Raw genomic sequence first — 20,555 nt, 5'->3', positions numbered from 1 at the left:
GATCCGGACGCCATCCTCCAACGATCCGTAGCTGGTGATCGTAGCGACCGGGCCGAAGGTTTCCTCGCGCGCGATGCGCATATCCGGCGTAACATCGGCGAACAGTGTCGGCTGAATGAAGAAGCCGGCGTTGCGGCCGTCGGGGCGGCCCGGCCCACCCGTGACCAGCGTCGCGCCTTCGTCGATCGCGGACTGAATCAGCCCCTGGATCTTCTCGAACTGCGCCTTGTTGACGACCGGGCCGATATGCTGGCCCTCCTCCAGCGGATTGCCGACCTGGGTCTGCTCCATCATCGATTTCACGATCGCGGTGGCGTCGGCGACCTGGCTTTGATGGACCAGCAGGCGCGTCGGGGCGATGCAACTCTGGCCGGAATTGGCCAGTACGCCCGCCACCGTCGGCGGCAGCACCTGCGCCAGATCGGCGCCTTCGAGCACGAGGTTCGCCGCCTTGCCGCCCAGCTCCTGATGCACGCGCTTGACCGTCGCGGCGGCGGCCTGCGCCACGGCGATGCCCGCGCGGGTCGAGCCGGTGAAGCTGACCATATCGACGCCCTTGTGTGCGCTGAGCGCGGCGCCGACCCCCGGCCCATCGCCGTTGACCAGGTTGAACACGCCTGCCGGCACGCCCGCCGCATCCAAGATCTCCGCCAGGATCGCGGCGCAGCCGGGCGCTTCCTCCGATGGCTTCAGGATCATCGTGTCACCGGCGGCAAGCGCGGGGGCGACCTTCGCGCAGATCTGGTTGAGCGGCCAGTTCCACGGCGTGATCATCGCGACGACGCCGAGCGGTTCGTGCACCACTCTGGCCTTGCCGACCACCTCCTCGAACGCGAAGTTGTCGAGCGCCTTCATCGTCGTCGCGAAATGTGCGAGACCGCTCGGCGCCTGCGCGGCCATCGCCAGCCCCATCGGCGCGCCCATTTCCTGCGCCATCGATCGGGCAAGATCGGGAATGCGCTTCTTATATTCCTCGATGATCCGGGCGAGCAGTGCCTTGCGCTCGTCGATCGACGACAACGACCAGGTTTCGAAAGCGGCGCGCGCCGCCGCGACCGCCGAGTCGACGTCTGCCGCGGTGCCGAGCGTGATCTCGGTGCAGGGCTGCTCGGTCGTCGGATCGATCACCTGATAGGTGCGGCCGCCCTGGCTCTCCACCCAGGCGCCGTCGATATAATGTTTCGGATAGGATTGCATCGCTCTCTCCGTCGTTTGCGCCGATGATGCAGCGCGCACAGGTGGGTTGCAAGACGAAACGGGATAGAGCGAGCGGGGTGGACGGTGATCGTCCGGCTCGCCGCCGCCCCCCGTCACGGCGACGAAGGGCGGCAACGACATGGCCCGGGCGCCGTTACCGCCGGCAGGTATCCGCCGCGCTGGCGTCAAGGTCGAGGCACCGTCCGTCGAGCCCCGTCACCGGCAGCCCGATCGTCGCGGCCAGCGTCGGCGCGATGTCGACCGTCTCCACCGACAGCGGCTGTTCGAAAGCGGTCAGCCCCTTGCGCCAGAACAGGATGGGGACGCGGCGATCATAGTCCCAGGGGCTGCCATGCGTCTCGACATAATAAGGCGCGGGCGCGGTGATCGAGGTGACGCGCGGACGCGGCAGGACGATCAGATCGCCCGACCGCTGCGGATCGTAGGAGGCGCGCACACGCTCCAGCAGCGTCCAGGTCTCCGGCGGCGTGGTGGCCATGCGCGATGCCATGATCTCGTCGCGGGTGTAGGCGGCGGCGATCTGCGGCAGCGCGCGGTAGCGCTTCGCCGCCTCGGCAAGCACCGCCGCGCGCTTCGCCGCCGGCACCGTGTCGGCGACGTAGATGTCCCCCTCCGCCCCGCCCAGCAGCACCGGCCCGGCGATGTTCAGATCGCGGCCGATCGCGGCGCCGACCAGCTTCGATGCGGCAGCGGTATCGAGATGCTCTTCCATCGGCATCGCGCGCTGCTGCTGCCGCTCGGTCATGTCGTGCGCGCCGTGATCGGCCGTCAGCATCACTTCATAGTCGAGCCCCCAGGCATCGAGCTGCGCCAGGAACGCGCCGATCGTCTGATCGAGCTGCGCCATCTGGATGCACATCTCGGCCCCCTGTGTGCCGCGTGAATGGCCGATATAGTCGGTCGCCGAGGCGCCGATCGCGATCAGGTCCGGCGCATTGCCCTGGCCCAGCTTCATGTCCTGGATCAGCCCCGCCGCCAGCGCGAACACCGCGCCGTCAAGCGCGGGGGAGGCCCGGAACGCCTTCTGGTCGCCCGCTTCGCGCTCGAACCGGCCGGTGCCGAGCGTCTGGCCGCCGACGCTAATCGGTTGCGACAGGCCCTTGCAGTAACCGGGCAATGGCAGCGCCGCCTGTGGGGCGGCAAGCAGCTTGCCGACCGCGTCATTGGCGCGGGTGACGACGGCGGGCTGCCGGCGACCGGCCAGCGAGATGAACGACGAACCGCCCCAGAACCAGATCTGATCGGTATTGTGCCCGCCCATCATGATCGCGGCGCGATCCTTGCCCGCCACCGAGACGACGCGCGAGGCGGGATTGGCCCGTTTCATCATGTCGCCCAGCGTCGGCACCCTCAGGTGCAGGTCCGAAGGCTGGTATTTGTCGTGGTCGGTGCCGGCGACACGCTCGTCCTCGGCGCAATAGACGGTCTTGTCGGCGCGAGGGGCCTTCTGGTCGATCCAGCTGTTGGCGATGATGCCGGTGTGCGCGGGGCGCATCCCGGTGAGGATCGTCGAGTGGCCGGGGCAGGTCTCGGTCGCGGCATGCGATTGATAGCCCGATGGGAAGACGACCCCGCCGGCGAGCCGCGCCATGCCGTCCGTATAATGATTGCGATATTGCGCGAACAGGTCGGCGGAGAACTGATCGACGGAGATCGCGACGATCAACCGCGGCGGGGTGCGCGGCGCGGCGGGGGCTGGGCCCGCCGGCGCGGGCGCGGGACCGATCGACGCGGGCGGGGTGGCATTGTCGGGCACGCCGCCGGGGCTGGACTGCGACAACGCGGGAGCGGCGGCGCCGACGAGGACCGGAGCGAGCAGCGCGGCGATCAAGCCGGAGGACAGGGCTTTCATTAGCAACCTTTACCAGGGGATGGATGCAAGACGGCGCGATTGCGGCTATGAGCCGTGACCGATGGTCAGGCAAGCTGTGCGCGCGGCGCTTTTCATCCTCATGACATGGTGCTGCGGCGCGACGGCAACGGCGGGCGCGGCGCCGCATGTCGCCCTCGCCCTACAGGCGGAATCGACGCGCCCGGCGGCTGGCCGCGAGGTCGCGCTCGCCTTTGCGGCGGTGCCCCAACCCGGCTGGCACGGCTATTGGAAGAATCCCGGTGACGCCGGGGTGGAGACGCGCGTCAACTGGACGCTGCCGCCGGGCGTTACCGCCGCGCCGCTCGATTATCCGGTGCCGCAGCGGCTGGTGATCGCCGGGCTGATGAATCATGTCTATGAACGGCCCTGGGCGCTGCTGACGCGGCTGACGATCCCGGCCGGGCTGGCGCCGGGCACGCGCCTGCCGATCGCGGCGAAGCTGGACTATCTCGTCTGCACCACCGAAATCTGCGTGCCCGAGACGCAGACCTTGTCGACCGAGCTGACGGTGGGCGACGGCACGATCGCGCCGGAAGCGCGCGCCCGTTTCGACGCCTGGCGGCGCGCCCTGCCGCGGCCCTTGGGGGGCGTGGCCACGTGGCAGCGCGTCGGGGATCGGTTCCGGCTGTCGGTGCCGTTTCCGGCTGACGCGGCGGCAGATCTCGGCAAGGCGTGGTTCTATCCCGCCGCCGCCGGCGCGACCGCTTATGCCGCGCCGCAGTCGATCGTGCGTGACGGTGACCGGCTGGTGCTGGAAACCCGAAGTGCTGGAACGCCCGCCTCGGGCGCGATCGCGGGGGTGCTGGCGACGGGGGACGGCACCGGCCTGTCGCTGATCGCGCAGCCGGGGCAGGTGGCGATGCCGTCGCGCGGCGCACCCTGGCAAGCCGCGCTGCTCGCGTTCGGCGGCGCGCTGCTGGGCGGGCTGTTGCTCAACGTGATGCCGTGCGTCTTCCCGATCCTCAGCCTGAAGGCGCTGGGCCTTGCCCGATCGGGCGAAAGCGAGCGCCACGCGCGCGCCGAGGCGCTTGCCTATACCGCCGGGGTGATGACCGTGTGCCTTGCGCTCGGCGCAACCTTGCTGGCGTTGCGCGCGGCGGGGGCGAGTGCCGGCTGGGCGTTCCAGTTGCAGGATCCGCGCGTCGTGGCGGTGCTGTTGCTGCTGGTGGTCGCGATCGCGTTCAACCTGGCCGGGCTGTTCGAGCTGCCGACCCCGGCGTTCGCCGGCAAGAGCGGCGCGGCGGGTGCGTTCATGACCGGGGCGCTGGCGGCCTTTGTGGCGACTCCGTGCACAGGACCGTTCATGGCCGGCGCGATCGGCGCGGCGCTGCTGCTGCCGGCGGGCGCGGCGCTGCTGGTGTTCGGCGGATTGGGGCTGGGGATCGCGCTGCCGTTCCTGTTGATCGGCTTCGTTCCGGCGTTGCGCCGTCGCCTGCCGAAACCGGGAATGTGGATGGCGCGGCTGCGGCGCGTGCTGTCGGTGCCGATGTTTCTGACCGCGCTGGCGCTCGCCTGGGTGCTGGGGCGGCAGGCGGGGGTCGACGGCATGACGATCGGTCTCGCCGCCGCGTTGCTGGTGGTACTGGGGATGTGGAGCGTGGGGCGGCGCCAGCACGCCGGGCGCGGCGCCGGGTGGGGGGGCTGGGCCGGTGCCGCGCTGGCGATCGCCGCGGTCGCCGCGATCCATCCGGTTGGGGCGGTGAAGACCGGCGCCGTCGGCCCGGCGCGGAGCGAGCCGTTCAGCGAGGCGCGACTGGCCGCGCTGCGCGCGCAGCGCCGCCCGGTATTCGCCTATTTCACCGCCGATTGGTGCCTGACCTGCAAGGTCAACGAGCGCACTGCGATCGACACCGATCGGGTCGCCAAGGCGTTCGAGGCCCGGAATGTCGCGGTGTTGGTCGGCGACTGGACCGATGGCGATCCGGCGCTGGGGCGGTTCATCGAACGCCACAACCGCGCCGGCGTGCCATTGTACCTATGGTATGCGCCGGGGACGACCGAGCCGCGCGTGCTGCCGCAGGTGCTGACCAGCGGGATGCTGGCCGACCTGCGATAGCCGGCGCGCAGTCGCCAGCGCATAGCCGAGTGGTCCAGGATCGGTCGCGATGCCGCGAGACGGGGCATCGCGTTGACGGCCGGTTTATCAAATACCCGCTTGTGCGGCGCAGCAAGATGCCGCAGCATGCGTCGAAACGTTAACCCGGACGTTAAGAGGGGCGATGGGGAAACAGGCGTTCGATGAAATCCATGGCGCACCGGGGCAAGTCGGTGCGCGTCCGGAGCTGGCCGAATTGCATCGGTGGCTCGACGATACGCCCCCCGACGAATTGCGACGACGGCAATATTCCGCCGAGACCACCTTCCGCCAGCTCGGCATCACCTTCGCCGTCTATGGCGAGAGTGAGGCGAGTGAGCGGATCATCCCCTTCGACATCGTTCCGCGGGTGTTCCTCGCGGACGAATGGCGACGTCTTTCCGAGGGACTGATCGAGCGGGTCGAGGCGATCAACGCCTTTCTGGTCGATATCTATGGCGAGCGCCGCATCCTCAAGGAGGGCGTGCTGCCTGCCGATCTGATCTTCGGCAACGCGCAATTCCGTCCCGAGGTCGCGGGGATCCGCCCACCGCATGACGTATGGGCGCATATCTGCGGGATCGATCTGGTACGCACCGGACCGAACGACTTCTTCGTGCTGGAAGACAATGCCCGCACGCCCAGCGGGGTGAGCTATATGCTCGAAAACCGCGAGGCGATGGTGCGGCTGTGCCCGGAATTGTTTTCCCGCTTCCGTGTCGCGGCGGTCGACAGTTATCCCGACATGTTGCTGGAAACGATGCGATCGGTGACGCCGCGCGGCGGGGGGCAGAACCCCATTTGCGTGGTGCTGACGCCGGGGCATTACAATTCGGCCTATTACGAACACAGCTTCCTCGCCGATTCGATGGGGATCGAACTGGTCGAGGCGGCGGATCTCGTCGTCGACGACGATATCGTCTATATGCGCACGATCGCCGGGCGGGTGAAGGTGGACGTCATCTACCGCCGCGTCGACGACGATTACCTCGATCCGCTGGTGTTCCGCCCCGATTCGCTGCTGGGCGTGCCGGGACTGATCGCGGCTTATGCCGCGGGCAATGTCGCGATCATCAACGCGCCGGGCAACGGCATCGCCGACGACAAGGCGATTTACAGCTATATGCCCGACATCGTGAAATTCTATTCCGGGTCGTCGCCGAAGCTGCCCAATGTCGAGACGTGGCGCTGCCGCGAGCCGCAGGCGCTGAGATACGTGCTCGATCATCTCGAGGAACTGGTCGTCAAGCTGGTCGACGGCTCGGGCGGATATGGCATGCTGGTCGGGCCGACCGCGTCGAAGGCGGAGATCGAGCGTTTTCGCGCGGCGCTGATCGCGGAGCCGCAACGCTATATCGCGCAGCCGACGCTGGCATTGTCGACCGTGCCGACGCTGGCGGATAGCGGCCTGTGCCCGCGCCACGTCGACTTCCGCCCGTTCGTGCTGACCGGATCGCAGGGCGTGCGCGTCGTGCCCGGCGGGTTGACGCGAGTGGCGCTGCGCGAAGGGTCGCTGGTGGTCAATTCGTCGCAGGGCGGCGGGACGAAGGACAGTTTCGTCCTGATGGAATCCCCGCACGACGGGATGGTGCAGTCGCTCGACGGCATGACGCAGTCGATCGGCGAGATGACCCAGTCGCTGGACGGGGCACGTTGATGCTGAGCCGAACCGCAGCGTCGCTCTACTGGCTGGGGCGTTACATCGAGCGCGCCGATTTCGTCGCGCGGTTGGTGGAGGCGACGGTGCGGCTCGATGTGCTGTCGACTCGCTCTGCGGGGGAGGATGCGTGGCGCTCCGCGCTGGCCGTCACCGAAACCGCCGAACCGTTCGTTGCCAGTGATCAGCCGCTCACCCGCGAGGCGGTGGCGCGTTTCCTGATCAGCGACGCATCGCATCCCGGCTCGATCCTGCGGTGCCTGGCGATGGCGCGCGACAATGCCCGCGCGGTGCGAATCGCGCTCAGCCGCGAGGCGTGGCAGGCGGTCAATGGCGCGTGGCTGATCTTCGACAAGCGCATGAGCCGGCTCGATCCGTCCGCCACGCTGGCGGTGGTCGACGCGGTCAAGGCGGAGACGCGCGGTTTCGAGGGCGCGTTGCATCGCATGCTGCGCAATCAGACCACCTTGTTCATCCGTCTGGGGCAGGCGATCGAACGCACCGACAACACCGCGCGCCTGCTCGACGTCAAATATCATATTCTGTTGCCCGAGGGCGAGCGGGTTGGCGGATTGGTTGATCGCGATCAGTGGACGACGATCTTGCAGACCGTCTCGGCGGTAACGGCCTATCGCTGGCTCTATAGCGAGGGGTTGAAACCGAGCAACGTCATCGATCTGCTGTTGTCCCGCGGAGAATTGCCGCGCAGCCTGGCCGCCTCGACCGACGAGACCGTCGGCGCGCTGACCGCGCTGGCGAAGCTGAGCGGATCGCAGGGGGCGGCGGACCGTATGGCGCGGACGCGGCAGGCGCGGGTTGCCAAGACGCGCACCGGCGACGTCATCACATCGGGGCTGCACCAGCACCTACAGGCCATGATCGCGGAGAATGCCCTGCTCCACGATGCGATCGGCCGACAATTCAAGTTTCACTGATGCGCCTTTCGATCGATCATCGCACCACCTATCGCTTCACCGTCCCCCAGGGGCGGATCGTGCAATTGCTGCGCATGACGCCGCGCAACACCTATGACCAGACCGTCGCCGAATGGCATATCTCGATCGATTGCGACGCCCGGCTGCGCGATCATCGTGACGGTTTCGGCAACATCACCACGATGCTGTACGCCGAGGGGCCGATCGAACGGATCGAGATCGCGGTCATGGGGGAGGTGGTGACGAGCCATTCCGACGGCGTGCTGCACGGCACCGTCGAGCCGCTGCCGCCGCCGCTGTTCTTGCGGGAAACCCCGATGACGGTGGGGGAGGGCGAACTGGCCGATTTCGCGCGTATGCATCTGGGCGGCCGAGTGCCGCTGGCGGGGCTGCATGCGATGAATGCCGCGCTGCGGGCGCGCTTCGCGCTATCGGGCGCTCGACCGGAAGCGGGGCTGTCGGCCAGCGAAGCCTTCACCCGCGAGAAGGTGACTCCGCGTGATCTGGCGCAGATGTTCATCGCCGGCGCCCGGCTGATGGACATTCCCGCGCGCTACATCAGTGGCTATTGCGACCTGCAGGATTCCCGTCGCGCGACCCCCCACGGCTGGGCGGAGGCGTATGTGGAGGGGCTTGGCTGGGTCGGCTTCGATCCGGCCCTGGGCCTGTCGCCACAGGAACATCATGTCCGCGTGGCGGTAGCGCTCGATGCGACGGGTGCCGCGCCGGTCGCCGGGTCGCGGCTGGGCGAGGGCGAGGAAAGCCTTGACGTGGAATTGTCGGTGAGCGGGCAGTAGCGAACCGCGCGGCGGGTTACCAATAATCCGCACCAAGTGCCGCCCCAGCGCGGCATCGAGGGCCGCGCGCCGCTGCCGCGCCTATTGCGGGTCAGCGTCGGGCAGCAGCGTCCATCCGCGCGGCCCCAGCATTTCGAGCGGGCGATAGCGCGTCTTGTATTCCATGCGCGGCGATCCCTTCACCCAATAACCCAGATAGACATAGGGCAAGCCCGCCGCGCGCGCGCGCGCGATATGGTCCAGGATGATGAAATTGCCGAGCGCGGGGCGCTCCGCCCCGTCGGTGTCGAAGAAACTGTAGATCATCGACAGGCCGTCCGCCTGGCGATCGGTCAGGCAGCAGCCGATCAGCTTGCCGGGCATGCCGTTGCTGCCCGGTTCACGATATTCGACGATGACGGAGTTGACCGGCGACTGCTCGACCATGTCGGCATAGTCCATCTCGTCCATATTCGCCATGCCGCCGCCGGGATGCCGGGCGGCGAGATAGCGGCGGAGAAGCTGGAATTGCTCATCGGTGGCCCATGAGCGACAGGCGGCGACGTCGAGATCGGCATGCCGCCGCATCAGCTTGCGCTGGGTGGCGTTGGCACGGAATTCGTGTGTGACGACGCGCACCGACACGCACGCGGCGCAGCCGGCGCAACTGGGGCGATAGGCGACCGACTGGCTGCGGCGAAATCCGATCCGGCCCAGCGCGTCGTTCAGTTCGGCGGCGTTCGGCCCCGACAATTCGGTGAAGACCTTCCGCTCCTGCCGCCCGGGCAGATACGGGCAAGGCTGTGGGCTGGTGACGAAGAAGCGCGGAAAACGGAAAGGCGCTGTCACCGCCGGCATCCCCTGTCACGCGGCGCAACCACTGCGCCGTCTTCGCTGCATATTGGCCGACAAAGGCATCGTGAAAAGCCGGTTAACGATGAAAATCGTGTCCTATCGGCAGCGGACGGCGGAATCGCCCCGTTTCGATGCAGGTTCACGTCGATCGGCGGGTCTTCGCCATGTCGGCCGGGCCTGATCGGTTCGCCACGACTCGCCCCGCGGCCGCCGAACCGGCATTCACCCGGCTGTGCGGCGAATCGGGGCTCCCGCGAAGCGAATGCCGATCGTCTCAGGCGTGTTCGACAGGACGCACGTCGAAGCCGGCCGCGCGAAGCGCCGCGACCAGCTGGTCGAGATGCGCGCGATCGCGCGTCTCACATTCGATGTCGGTAATCAGCCCCTTGGCGGGCAGGGTGGTGAAGACGCGCTGGTGATAGACCTCGATGATATTGACGCGCTCCTGATCGAAAATGCGCGCCACGTTGAAAAGCGCGCCCGGCTGATCCTGCAATCGCAGCCGCAACCGCGCGAGACGCCCCGAGCGGGCCAGATCGCGCAGCAGCACGTTGGCGAGCAGGCGGGTGTCGATATTGCCGCCGCACAATACCACGCCGACTGTCCGCCCCTGGAAACGATCGCGATGCGCGAGCAGCGCGGCGAGCCCTGCCGCCCCGGCGCCCTCGACCACGGTCTTCTCGATCTGCAACAACAGGCTGACCGCTTCTTCCAGTGAGCGTTCGGACACCAGGACGATGTCGTCGACAAGCGCACGCACCATCTCGGAGGTGATGCCGCCGGGCTCCTTGACCGCGATCCCCTCCGCCAGCGTATCGCCGGCCCGGGGATTGTGGGTGCCGTTCCGGCGGGTGACCTTCGAGGGATACCACTCGGCATCTCCGCCGACTCCCTGCAGCGGGCGCGCCGCCGCCCGCGCGACCGTGGCCATCCCGCTGATCAGGCCGCCGCCGCCGATCGGCACCACCAAGGTATCGATATCGGGCGCATCCTCCAGCATCTCGACCGCGACGGTGCCCTGCCCGGCGATGATCCGGGGATCGTCGAAGGGGTGGACGAAGGAAAAGCCGCGCTCGGCCTCCAGCAGCCGCGCATGGGCATAGGCGGCGTCGAACGTATCGCCTTCGAGGATGACGTCGGCGCCATGCCCCTGGGTCTGCACCACTTTCACGATCGGCGTGTTGCGCGGCATGACGATCGTCGCGGGTACCCCCAGGCGATTGGCATGATACGCCAACCCCTGCGCGTGATTGCCCGCCGACGCCGCGATCACGCCCTTGCGGCGCGCCTCGTCCGAGAGCTGCAGCAGCGTGTTGAGCGCGCCGCGTTCCTTATACGCGGCGGTGAACTGCAGGTTCTCGAACTTCAGATACACTGTCGCCCCGGTCATCTGGGACAGCGTGCGGCTGATCAGCGTGGGCGTGCGGACGATCGAATCGGCGATCCGACGGTGCGCGGTGTGCACGTCCTCGATCGATACGGGCAGGGCAGGGGCGGGTGCGAGCTGGGTAGCCATCGCACGCGCCTAGCGGATCGCGGTCGCGATAGGAACACCCGCGGCATAAGGCGCGGGGGGCGGGGAGGAATAGGTCGCCCCGACCCGTTCCGCCCCGGCCCGATGGCGACTGACGCTAGCGCGCCTCGAACGTCTCGCGATAGGCCGGCTTTACCGCGGCGATCACCGCCGGCGTGACGGGCAGGGTGATCTCATACTGCCCCTCCGCATAGGGGCCGGCGACATAGGGATCGGCGATCAGGCCGATGCGATCGAAGCGCCGCCGGTTCGACGAGCCGAGCAACAGGCTTACGTCCTTCATCTTGGGGCAGGCATCGAATTCGTCGCCGTCATCCGGCACGGGGGCGCCGCGCCGCTTTGCCCGCTCCACATTCAGCGCGGCGCAGAACCGGGCGCCGAGCGCGGCCTCGATCGCGGCGGGCGAGCGGAACAGATCGGTCGGCGACAGCCGCTGGCCGGCCTTCTTGTCCCACAGCAGCGACAGCGATCCCGACATGCCGTGCGCGCCCCCGGTATAGGCATACATCAGGCCCGACAGGCTGACGAAGCGCGGCGTCTCGGTGACCAGCTTCCAGATCTTCTGCGTCTCATAGCGGCGATACGGAAAGCCGCTGGTGCGCGCATCACGCTCGGCATCGGTCGCGTCGCGGGCGGTGTCGGTGCGCAGCGTCGCCTTGTCGCGCTCCAGCCAGGCGCGCAGCGGCGCGATCCGCGCGGCGGCGGGCGGGTAGCTGTAGCTGAAGTCGAAGGGCGCCGCGGCGCCTGTGATCGCCGATGCGGGGATGGCTGGCAGGGCCGCCATCGCCGCGATCGTCCAGCGCATCCACGTCATCGCCACTCCTTCCTGCTATCGCCAAAGCCGAGACACTTACATATGGCGGGATAATGTCGATGACCCAAGAGCTTCGCCGTGTCGCTGCTATCGCGCTGCTGTCTTCGCTACCGACGATGGCGGGTGCGGACGCGCTGATCGACAATGTCACGGGGATGACGCTCGACCGGCAACAGCGCGTCGTGCGATTCCAGGCGATGGTGATCGACAAGGACGGCAAGATCGTCCGGCTGGTCCCGGTCGGCGAGCAGCCGCCGAAGCGCACCAAGAAAAACCCCGGACCTCGCTACGACTGGCGCGCCGACATGAAGGGGCGGGTGGTGCTGCCTGGGATGATCGACGCGCACGGCCATGTCATCGGGCAGGGGATTGCGGCGTTGACGCTCGATCTGTCGACGACGCGCTCGCTGGACGAGGCCAAGGCGAAAATCGCCGAATATGCCCGCGCCAATCCGGAGCGGCCGTGGATCATCGGGCGAGGCTGGAATCAGGAGGTGTGGAAGCTGGGGCGTTTCCCCACCGCCGCCGATCTCGATACCGTGGTGGCGGACCGCCCGGTGTGGATGGAGCGCGCCGACGGCCATGCCGGCTGGGCCAATAGCGCGGCGCTGAAGGCGGCCAATATCACCGCCGCGACGACCGCGCCGGCGGGCGGGCGGATCGAGAAGCCGCTCGGCGTACTGGTGGACGCCGCAACGTCGCTGATCGAAAAATCCTTGCCGAAGGTGAGCCCGAAGGATCGTACCGCCGCCTTCCTGAAGGCGCAGCAGATCCTGCTCGGCTATGGCGTTACCGCGGTCGCCGACATGGGCACCACGATCGACGACTGGATGACCTATCGCCGGATGGGCGACACCGGCGCGCTGCGGGTGCGCATCATGGCTTATGGCGCCGGGATCGATAATACGGTCGCGATCGGCGGCACCGGGCCGACGCCATGGCTGTATGACGACCGGCTGCGGCTCGAAGGGGTGAAGCTGTATGCCGATGGCGCGCTGGGGTCGCGCGGGGCGTGGCTGAAGGCGCCTTATGCCGATGCGCCGGGGCAGCGCGGGCTGGGCTTCCTGAGCGACGACCAGTTGCAGAACCTGATGAGCCGCGCATCGATGGACGGCTATCAGGTGGCGGTGCATGCGATCGGCGACCGCGCGAACCAGCAGGCGATCGACGCGATTGCGGAAATGGCGGTCACCTACAAGGGTGACCGGCGCTGGCGGATCGAGCATGCGCAGGTCCTCGATCCCGCCGACATGAAGGCATTCGGCCAATATGGCATCATCGCCTCGGTGCAGCCGACCCACGCCACCAGCGACCGGCTGATGGCGGAGGCGCGGCTGGGTGAGGCGCGGCTGGCGGGCGCCTATGCGTGGAAGTCGCTGCTCGCCAACGGGGCGAAACTGGCGTTCGGATCGGACTTTCCGGTGGAACGCCCCGATCCGTGGAACGGCTGGGCGGCCGCCTATACGCGCACCGACGAGCGGGGCGAGCCGGTCGGCGGCTGGCGGCCAGAGGAAGCGGTGACGCGCGAACAGGCGTGGTGGGGCTTCACCGGCGGCGCGGCCTATGCGGGTTTCGCGGAGGATCGTTTCGGCATTCTCGCCCCCGGGCAGCGTGCCGACTTCATCGTCGTCGACCGCGATCCGCTCGCGGCGGACCCGATGGCATTGCGCCAGACGCGCGTACTGGAAACCTGGATCGGCGGGCAAAAGGCGTGGGAGCGGAAATGACGATCCGGGTCACCGTCATCGCGGTGTGAGCCAGGGTTAGGGGCCGGAAGTCGATTCGCCGTTGGGCGGCAGCGCCAGCCGTGCCAGATCCTCGGGTGTGTTGACGTTGGCCACCGTCACCCCGGGTAACAGCGCCGGCACCCCCGCCATTGCCGCCCAGCGACGGATCGAGCGGTCGCCGTCCCCCGCGAGATGCGCGAGCAACGGGTCGGCCAGCGCGACCGGCCATATACCGATCACCGGCGCTTCCGCCGCATAGCCACTTTCGGTGGACAGCAGCGCCTCGATCAGTGCCGCCGGCACGAGTGGCGTATCGCATGCGCCGGTCAACACCGCGTCAAAACCGTGATCGCGAGCGTAGCCGAGCGCGCCGGCGATACCCCCGAGCGGCCCCAGGTCGGCGGCGGGTAGGTCCGGGGTCGTCGCGACTGGTGCGTGACGGCGCCCGACCGCGATCAGCGCGGCGACGTGCGGGCGAAGCGAGGCCAGCGCATGATCGAGCAGCGTCGCCGCGTGCCAGCGCGCCAGTGCCTTGTCGCCGCCGAAACGTGTCGCGCGCCCGCCCGCGAGGATCGCGCCTAGAATATGGGTCATGCCGCCTTCTCGCACCGGAGATGGCGGAGGGGAATGCGCCTTCGGGCTCTACCGCCCCCCGAAAGGGGCGGTGGGCCGATGCATTACAGCGTGGTGAAGACCACGCCGATCACCAGCGCCTGAGCTGCGATCGCCAGCGCGGTGCTGGCCGCATTCTCGAACATGCGCATATTGGTGCCTCCAGTGCCGGAAAGGTCCGGTACGGAGGCATGTGATGAAAATTGCCCGTCTGCGCAATAATCGTGCGCGACAACCATGATTGCAGAAAGTGCAACCGGCGGCCGGTATCGTGACGGCAGTACGCTACCGTAGTTTCCTCCGCGGCCGCGCCCTGATGCGCCGCCCCGGCCGCCCTAGCCGAACACCCGGTCGAAGATCGTATCGACGTGCTTGAAATGATAGCCGAGATCGAACTTGTCATCGATTTCCGCCGCCGACAGCGCGGCAGTGACCTCGGGGTCGGCCTTCAACAATTCCTGCAACGACAGCTGGCCGTCCGACTCCCACACCTTCATCGCGTTGCGCTGGACGAGGCGATAGGCGTCCTCGCGGCTGACCCCGGCTTGCGTCAGCGCCAACAGGACGCGCTGCGAATGGACCAGCCCGCCCATGCGATCGAGGTTCTTCTGCATCCGCTCCGGATAGACCAGCAGTTTGTCGACCACCCCGGTCAGCCGGGCGAGCGCGAAATCGAGCGTGATCGTCGCGTCGGGGCCGATGTAACGTTCCACCGACGAATGGCTGATGTCGCGCTCATGCCACAGCGCGACATTTTCCAGCGCCGGGGTGACATAGCCGCGCACCATGCGCGCCAGGCCGGTCAGATTCTCGGTCAGCACCGGATTGCGCTTGTGCGGCATCGCCGACGAGCCTTTCTGGCCGGGCGAGAAATATTCCTCCGCCTCCAGCACTTCGGTGCGTTGCAGATGGCGCACCTCGGTCGCGACCCGCTCGACCGAACCGGCGATCACACCCAGCGTCGCGAAGAACATCGCATGGCGATCGCGCGGAATGACCTGTGTCGAGACCGGCTCGATCGACAGCCCCAGCTTGGCGGCGACATGCGCCTCCACCCGCGGATCGACATTGGCGAAGGTGCCGACCGCGCCAGAGACGGCGCAGGTGGCGATATCCTCGCGCGCCGCCAGCAGCCGCGTGCGGTGGCGACGGAATTCGGCATGCGCCTGCGCCAGCTTCAGTCCGAAGGTGACGGGTTCGGCGTGAATACCGTGGCTTCGCCCGATCGTCGGGGTCAGCTTATGCTCCCTCGCGCGCCGCTCCAGCACCGCCAGCAGCGTATCGATATCCGCGATCAGCAGGTCCGCGGCGCGCGCCAGCTGCACCGACAGCGTCGTATCGAGCACGTCGGACGAGGTCATGCCCTGGTGCATGAAACGCGCGTCGTCGCCCACCTGCTCGGCAACCCAGGTCAGGAAAGCGATCACGTCGTGCTTGGTGACTGCCTCGATCGCGTCGATCGCGGCCACGTCGATCGCCGGATCGGTCGCCCACCAGCGCCACAGCGATTCTGCCGCGCTTTTCGGCACGACGCCCAGATCCGCCAGCGCGTCTGTGGCATGCGCCTCGATCTCGAACCAGATGCGATAGCGCGCCTCCGGCGTCCAAATCGCGGTCATCTCGGGGCGGGCATAGCGGGGGATCATGGCAATTACCTGAGGGCGGGGGCGGACGGCGGGCCGTTAGCAGCGCTGGACAGGCGGGGCAAATCCGGTGGGTGCGAAACTTCCGCTCGATCGGGCGAGGCACGATCGAGCGAGGTTACCGATCCCGGCAGCGGCGCGTCAAAGCAGCCCCTTCGATCGCAGGCTGACCTGGCCCGATGCGCCGACGATAATATGATCGTGCACGCTGATCCCGAGCGGTTTGGCCGCCGCGATGATCGTTTGCGTGATGTCGATATCGGCGCGGCTGGGCGACGGATCGCCGGAGGGATGATTGTGGACGAGGATCAACGCGGCCGAACCCACTTCCAGCGCGCGCTTGATCACCTCGCGGACGTGCACCGCGGTCTGGTCGATCGTCCCGCGCGAGAGCGCTTCATCGAGGACCAGCATGTTGCGCGTGTCGAGGTGGAGGAGCCGGAATTCCTCGACATTCTCATGCGCCAGCCGTGCCTGGAGATAATCGCTCAGCGCCTGCCAGTTGGACAATACGGGCGCGGCGCGCGCTTCCGCGCGCGCCAGCCGGATCGCGGCGGCCTGCGCGATCTTGATCGCTGCGGCGCTGACGTCTCCCATGCCCTTCACCCGCCGCAATGCCGTGGGTTCGGCGGCCAGCACCCGCCCGAAGCTGCCGAACTCGGCGATCAGGCGCTTCGCAATCGCCTTGGTATCGATCCGGGGCAACGCCACCGCCAGTAGATACTCGATCAACTCATGATCGTGCAGCCCTTCCGGATCGTCGAACAGTCGCGCGCGTAGCCGCTCGCGGTGCCCCGTCGCATCGATGACCGGCGTATCGGTGTCCAGCATGCGGGAACGCTAGGGCGCGCCGACGTTTCAGGCAATTGCGTGGCCCCAAAGCGGGCGGCTATGCAAGGGACCGGAGTAGCGGGCGGGGCATGACGGGCAAGCGTATCACCGGATCGGCCCGCGTGACGGCAGAGGGAGAGCCGGTGCGCCATCACCGCGTCCGTCGCGTGGTCGTCGCCGGTTCGATCCTGGGGCTTGCCGCCGGGGCGGGGTTGTGGCTGTCGCGCGTGCCGATCGCCACCAGCGTCATCGATCGCGAACTGGCGGCGCGTGGGGTGACGGCGCGTTATCACATCACCGACCTGGGACTGGGGCGACAGCGGTTGACCGATGTGGTCGTCGGCGATCCCCGCCGCCCGGACTGGGTGGCCGACTGGATCGAGACCGAAACCGATGTGGGTCTGTCCGGCCCCCGCCTGATCGGCGTGCGTGCCGGCCATGTGCGCGGGCGTGCCCGGCTGGTGAATGGTGTGCTGTCGCTGGGGCCGATCGATCGGCTGATCCCGCAATCGACCGGCGCGGGGCCGTTCTCGCTGCCGGCGCTCCAGGTCGACATTGCCGACGCGCGCATCCGCCTGGAAACCCCGCAGGGGTTGGTCGGGGTGCGCATCGCCGGCAGCGGCGCGCTGAACGACGGTTTCCGCGGTAGCGTCGCGGTGGTGGCGCCGCGCCTGACGGTGCAGGCCTGCCGGGTGGCGGATGTCGAGGGAGTGGTCGCGATCGCGATCCGCGACGGGGCACCGCATCTGTCCGGGCCGGTGTCGGCGGGGGCGGCGACGTGCCCCGAGGCGGTCGCCGCGCGATCGATCGCGATGACTGCGAGCGCCTCGCTCGATCGTTCGTTCCGGCGCTGGTCGGGTGTCTTCGATGATATGCGGGTCGGCATGCTCACCACGAACGGGGTACGGCTGACGCGGGTTGCGGGGGACGTGACCTTCGCCGGCGATCGCACCCGTACCGGCGGTTCCGCTCGGCTGAGCGCGGGCGGGGTGACCGCGCCCGGTGTCGGCGCGGCTCGGGCGACGATGGCCGGGCGATATGCGGTCGGCGGCGGCAAGACCGTCTTTACCGGCGACGTGGTCGGACAAGGCATCGCGATCGACCGCGCAGCGCGGGGCTGGCTGGGGGCTTATGCCCACGCCGCCGATGGTGCCCCGATCGCGCCGCTGGTCAGGCAGGCGGTCGCCGCCGGCTTGTCGGCGGGGCGGGACATGACGGCGCGCGCGCGCCTGACCATCGACAACGGAACGATCACGCTGCCGACCCTGGCATTGGCATCGCGCAGCGGTGCGCGCGTGACGGTCGACGGCGCGCCGGCCCGTTGGGGAGCGGTGACGCTCGGGCAGCACGTTGCGGTCGCCGGCGGCGGTCTTCCCACGGTCGATGCGCAGCTTGGGCGGGACGCGGGCGGCGCACTGACCGGCATCGCCCGGATCGCGCCCTATGCGGTGCCCGGCGCGGCGCTCACGGTGACGCCGGTGCGCTTCACGCTCGCCCCCGATGGGAGCGGACAGGCGTCGACACAGGCGATCGTGAGCGGCCCGCTCGCTGGCGGGCGCGTCGAACGCCTGACGGTTCCGCTGGCCGCGCGCTGGTCTCGGCGTGGCGTGACGCTCAATCCCGGCTGTACGCCGGTCTCGCTCGATCGGTTGGTGCTATCGTCGCTGCGTCTCGATCCCGCACGACTGACGTTATGCCCGACGGGGGCAGCGCTGGTTGAGGTCGCTGGCGGGCGGCTGTCCGGCGGGGCGCGGGTGAGCGCCACCGCGATGCATGGCGCGATCGGCCGTACCCCGCTGCGCGTCACCACCGGCGGCGCGACGCTGCGGCTGAACGATCAGGGTTTCGCGCTGCGCGATGTCGACGCGACGCTCGGGCCGGCCGCGCGCGCCACGCGCTTGTCCGCCGGATCGATCGACGGTCGCCTGACCACCGGGGGCGTGGTCGGCCGATTTACCGGCCTGGGTGGTCAGATCGCCAACGTGCCGCTGGTGATGAGCGCGGGGCAAGGCACATGGCGCTTCACCGGGGCGGGTGGGCTGGCCGTCAATGGCGCGATGCAGGTTCGCGATGCCGAACAGACCGCCCGTTTCGAGCCGATGGAGGCGCGTTCGGTGGCGCTGATGCTCCGCGGCGACCATATCGAGGCGAGTGGCACGCTGATCGAGCCGACCACGGGGGTGAAGGTCGCCGAGGTCACGATCGGTCACCAGCTATCAACCGGGGCGGGCGCGGCGGCGCTGAATGTGCCCGGTATCACCTTTACCGAACGACTCCAGCCCGAGTTGCTGACGCGGCTGACCTTCGGCGTCATCGCCGACGTGCACGGCGCGATCAACGGCACGGGCGAGATCCGCTGGAACGCGCAGGACGTGACGAGCAGCGGCACGTTCACCACCTCCGGCATCGATCTGGCGGCGGCGTTCGGCCCGGTGAAGGGCATCGCGGGCACGATCCGTTTCACCGACCTGCTGGCGCTGGAAAGCGCGCCCGGCCAGGTGGCGACGGTGGCGTCGATCAACCCCGGGGTGCCGGTTACCGACGGGCGTATCGTCTATCAAACGCTGCGCGATACCCGGGTGAAGGTGGATAGCGGCACATGGCCGTTCGCCGGCGGGACGTTGACGCTGGAGCCGACCTTGCTTGATTTCTCATCGCAGCAGGTGCGGCGGATGACATTCCGGGTCGATGGCATGGACGCGGGCAAATTCCTGCAACAGTTCGATTTCAAGAATCTGAGCGCGACCGGCGTGTTCGATGGCGTGCTGCCGATGGTGTTCGATGCCGATGGCGGGCGGATCCAGGGCGGTCGGCTGACCGCGCGCGCCGGTGGCGGGGGGATCGCCTATCTGGGCGAATTGACCGAGAAGGATCTCGGCTTCTGGGGCAATCTGGCGTTCCAGTCGCTGCGTTCTCTAACCTATCGCCAGCTTGAGGTGGAGATGAATGGCCCGCTGGCCGGCGAGATGGTGACGGGGGTGCGGTTTACCGGCATCCGCCAGGGGACAGGGGCCAAAAGCAACTTCCTGCTGCGGCGGCTGACGCGCCTGCCGATCGTGTTCAACATCACGATCCGCGCGCCGTTCCGCGGGCTGATCGATTCGGCCGCCAGCTTCTACGATCCGCAGCGGCTGGTGGCACGCAACCTGCAGCCGCTGATCGACGAGCAGAACCGCAAGACGCAACAACAGGGCGGCGTTCAGCCCCCCGCAAGCGAGAATGTGCCATGACCGAAACGGGATTGCAGAAGGTAAGCGTGACGGCGAAGCGGATCGGCCTGACAATGCTGCTGGGGATGCCCTTGATCGCGGGCGGGTGCGTGAACATTTCCGCACCTGACAAGCCGATCCAGATCAACCTCAACATCAACGTGACCCAGGAGGTGGTCTATCGGCTCGATAACGAGGCGAAATCGCTCATCAAACAGAATCCGGGGATCTTTTAGGCGATGACCAACAAGGCTTTTCTTCTGATCGCCGGCGCGGCTGCGCTGGGCGGCCTGTCATCCGCGGCGCTGGCGCAGCGCGACCCGGCCTATGCCGCCGCCCGCGCGGCGGGGCAGGTCGGTGAACAGCCGGACGGCTATCTTGGCGTCGTCGGTGCCGGCAATGCCGAACTGCGCGCGCTGGTCAGCGATATCAATATCCAGCGCAAGGCGGCCTATACGCAAAAGGCGCAGGCGAGCGGTGCGACGGTGGAGCAACTGGCTTTCACCAGCGGCTGCAACCTGATCGCGCAGACCCGCGCGGGCGAAAAGTATAAGGCGCCGGACGGCAGCTGGCAGACCCGTGGCAGCGGGGCGCCGGTACGCGATTCGCGCTGCGTGTAAGGTAAGGGGCCTGCCCCGGCGCGGGCAGGCACGGTGCGGCGCGACGCCGGTGAGGCCGGACCAGCGCCGGGACAGGCCGTGCCCCCGCAACGGTTGACACCCCCCATACCCCCGGCTAACCGGACCCTGCCTTGGCGGGGCTGATCGCCGTCCGCGCGCTTCCTCTCCTCGGTAGAA

Annotated in this window: 17 protein-coding genes; 8 read left to right on the top strand and 9 right to left on the bottom strand. The window is 68.3% G+C overall.

The genetic code is table 11. The annotated features are described in order from the left end of the window. Both ACFDSW_RS06915 and ACFDSW_RS06910 read right to left on the bottom strand, forming a co-directional pair. A partial coding sequence (locus ACFDSW_RS06915; protein ID WP_375249547.1) for an aldehyde dehydrogenase family protein occupies positions 1-1,197 on the bottom strand: 1,197 nt, incomplete at its 3' end. 154 nt (positions 1,198-1,351) lie between these two features. After that, on the bottom strand, positions 1,352-3,070 hold the full coding sequence (locus ACFDSW_RS06910; protein ID WP_375249546.1) for an alkaline phosphatase family protein: 1,719 nt from the start codon (positions 3,068-3,070) through the stop codon (positions 1,352-1,354). A 61-nt stretch (positions 3,071-3,131) separates the two neighbouring features. On the opposite strand from ACFDSW_RS06910, the gene ACFDSW_RS06905 reads away from it, so the two are divergent. The 4 genes from ACFDSW_RS06905 (at position 3,132) to ACFDSW_RS06890 (ending at position 8,554) form a co-directional block, all read left to right on the top strand. Beyond that, on the top strand, positions 3,132-5,147 hold the full coding sequence (locus tag ACFDSW_RS06905) for a protein-disulfide reductase DsbD family protein (RefSeq protein ID WP_375249545.1): 2,016 nt from the start codon (positions 3,132-3,134) through the stop codon (positions 5,145-5,147). 163 nt (positions 5,148-5,310) lie between these two features. Further along, positions 5,311-6,822 (top strand): circularly permuted type 2 ATP-grasp protein, encoded by a 1,512-nt coding sequence (locus ACFDSW_RS06900; RefSeq protein WP_375249544.1) that lies wholly within the window; start codon positions 5,311-5,313, stop codon positions 6,820-6,822. After that, positions 6,822-7,757, top strand: a complete 936-nt coding sequence (locus ACFDSW_RS06895) for an alpha-E domain-containing protein (RefSeq protein WP_375249543.1) — start codon at positions 6,822-6,824, stop codon at positions 7,755-7,757. The genes ACFDSW_RS06900 and ACFDSW_RS06895 overlap by 1 nt, the downstream gene beginning before the upstream one ends. Then, positions 7,757-8,554: a transglutaminase N-terminal domain-containing protein gene (locus ACFDSW_RS06890; RefSeq protein WP_375249542.1), complete on the top strand. Its 798-nt coding sequence runs from the start codon at positions 7,757-7,759 to the stop codon at positions 8,552-8,554. Before ACFDSW_RS06895 ends, ACFDSW_RS06890 begins: the two co-directional genes overlap by 1 nt. Positions 8,555-8,635: 81 nt before the next feature. On the opposite strand, the gene ACFDSW_RS06885 is transcribed toward ACFDSW_RS06890, so the two are convergent. From ACFDSW_RS06885 to ACFDSW_RS06875, 3 genes are all read right to left on the bottom strand, one after another. Then, positions 8,636-9,382 (bottom strand): arginyltransferase, encoded by a 747-nt coding sequence (locus tag ACFDSW_RS06885; protein ID WP_375249541.1) that lies wholly within the window; start codon positions 9,380-9,382, stop codon positions 8,636-8,638. Positions 9,383-9,662: 280 nt separating this feature from the next. Next, positions 9,663-10,904: a threonine ammonia-lyase gene (locus ACFDSW_RS06880; RefSeq protein WP_375249540.1), complete on the bottom strand. Its 1,242-nt coding sequence runs from the start codon at positions 10,902-10,904 to the stop codon at positions 9,663-9,665. A 115-nt stretch (positions 10,905-11,019) separates the two neighbouring features. After that, positions 11,020-11,736, bottom strand: a complete 717-nt coding sequence (locus ACFDSW_RS06875; protein WP_375249539.1) for a DUF4163 domain-containing protein — start codon at positions 11,734-11,736, stop codon at positions 11,020-11,022. A gap of 59 nt (positions 11,737-11,795) precedes the next feature. Here ACFDSW_RS06875 and ACFDSW_RS06870 point away from each other — a divergent pair, with 59 nt between their 5' ends. Further along, positions 11,796-13,463: an amidohydrolase gene (locus ACFDSW_RS06870; protein WP_375249538.1), complete on the top strand. Its 1,668-nt coding sequence runs from the start codon at positions 11,796-11,798 to the stop codon at positions 13,461-13,463. Between the two features lie 36 nt (positions 13,464-13,499). On the opposite strand, the gene ACFDSW_RS06865 is transcribed toward ACFDSW_RS06870, so the two are convergent. From ACFDSW_RS06865 to radC, 4 genes are all read right to left on the bottom strand, one after another. Then, the gene (locus tag ACFDSW_RS06865) at positions 13,500-14,057 is read right to left on the bottom strand and encodes a molybdenum cofactor guanylyltransferase (protein ID WP_375249537.1); all 558 of its coding nucleotides are present in this window, start codon (positions 14,055-14,057) and stop codon (positions 13,500-13,502) included. A gap of 83 nt (positions 14,058-14,140) precedes the next feature. Continuing rightward, positions 14,141-14,314: a hypothetical protein gene (locus ACFDSW_RS06860; protein WP_375249536.1), complete on the bottom strand. Its 174-nt coding sequence runs from the start codon at positions 14,312-14,314 to the stop codon at positions 14,141-14,143. Between the two features lie 96 nt (positions 14,315-14,410). Further along, entirely contained in the window at positions 14,411-15,721 is a 1,311-nt protein-coding gene (gene purB / locus ACFDSW_RS06855; protein ID WP_375249535.1) for an adenylosuccinate lyase, read from the bottom strand. Positions 15,722-15,859: 138 nt separating this feature from the next. Beyond that, on the bottom strand, positions 15,860-16,549 hold the full coding sequence (gene radC / locus ACFDSW_RS06850) for a DNA repair protein RadC (RefSeq protein ID WP_375249534.1): 690 nt from the start codon (positions 16,547-16,549) through the stop codon (positions 15,860-15,862). Between the two features lie 89 nt (positions 16,550-16,638). Here radC and ACFDSW_RS06845 point away from each other — a divergent pair, with 89 nt between their 5' ends. Genes ACFDSW_RS06845 through ACFDSW_RS06835 form a run of 3 tightly spaced genes read left to right on the top strand, consistent with a single transcriptional unit; the run spans position 16,639 to position 20,378 of the window. Continuing rightward, positions 16,639-19,779: a YdbH domain-containing protein gene (locus ACFDSW_RS06845; protein WP_375249533.1), complete on the top strand. Its 3,141-nt coding sequence runs from the start codon at positions 16,639-16,641 to the stop codon at positions 19,777-19,779. Further along, positions 19,776-19,994, top strand: a complete 219-nt coding sequence (locus ACFDSW_RS06840) for a YnbE family lipoprotein (RefSeq protein WP_375249532.1) — start codon at positions 19,776-19,778, stop codon at positions 19,992-19,994. The genes ACFDSW_RS06845 and ACFDSW_RS06840 overlap by 4 nt, the downstream gene beginning before the upstream one ends. Positions 19,995-19,997: 3 nt before the next feature. Beyond that, on the top strand, positions 19,998-20,378 hold the full coding sequence (locus ACFDSW_RS06835) for a YdbL family protein (RefSeq protein ID WP_375249531.1): 381 nt from the start codon (positions 19,998-20,000) through the stop codon (positions 20,376-20,378). Positions 20,379-20,555: the final 177 nt, after the last annotated feature.

Source organism: Sphingomonas sp., from assembly GCF_042091075.1.
Lineage (GTDB): Bacteria > Pseudomonadota > Alphaproteobacteria > Sphingomonadales > Sphingomonadaceae > Sphingomonas.
This window is presented reverse-complemented; position numbering and strand designations above follow the sequence as displayed.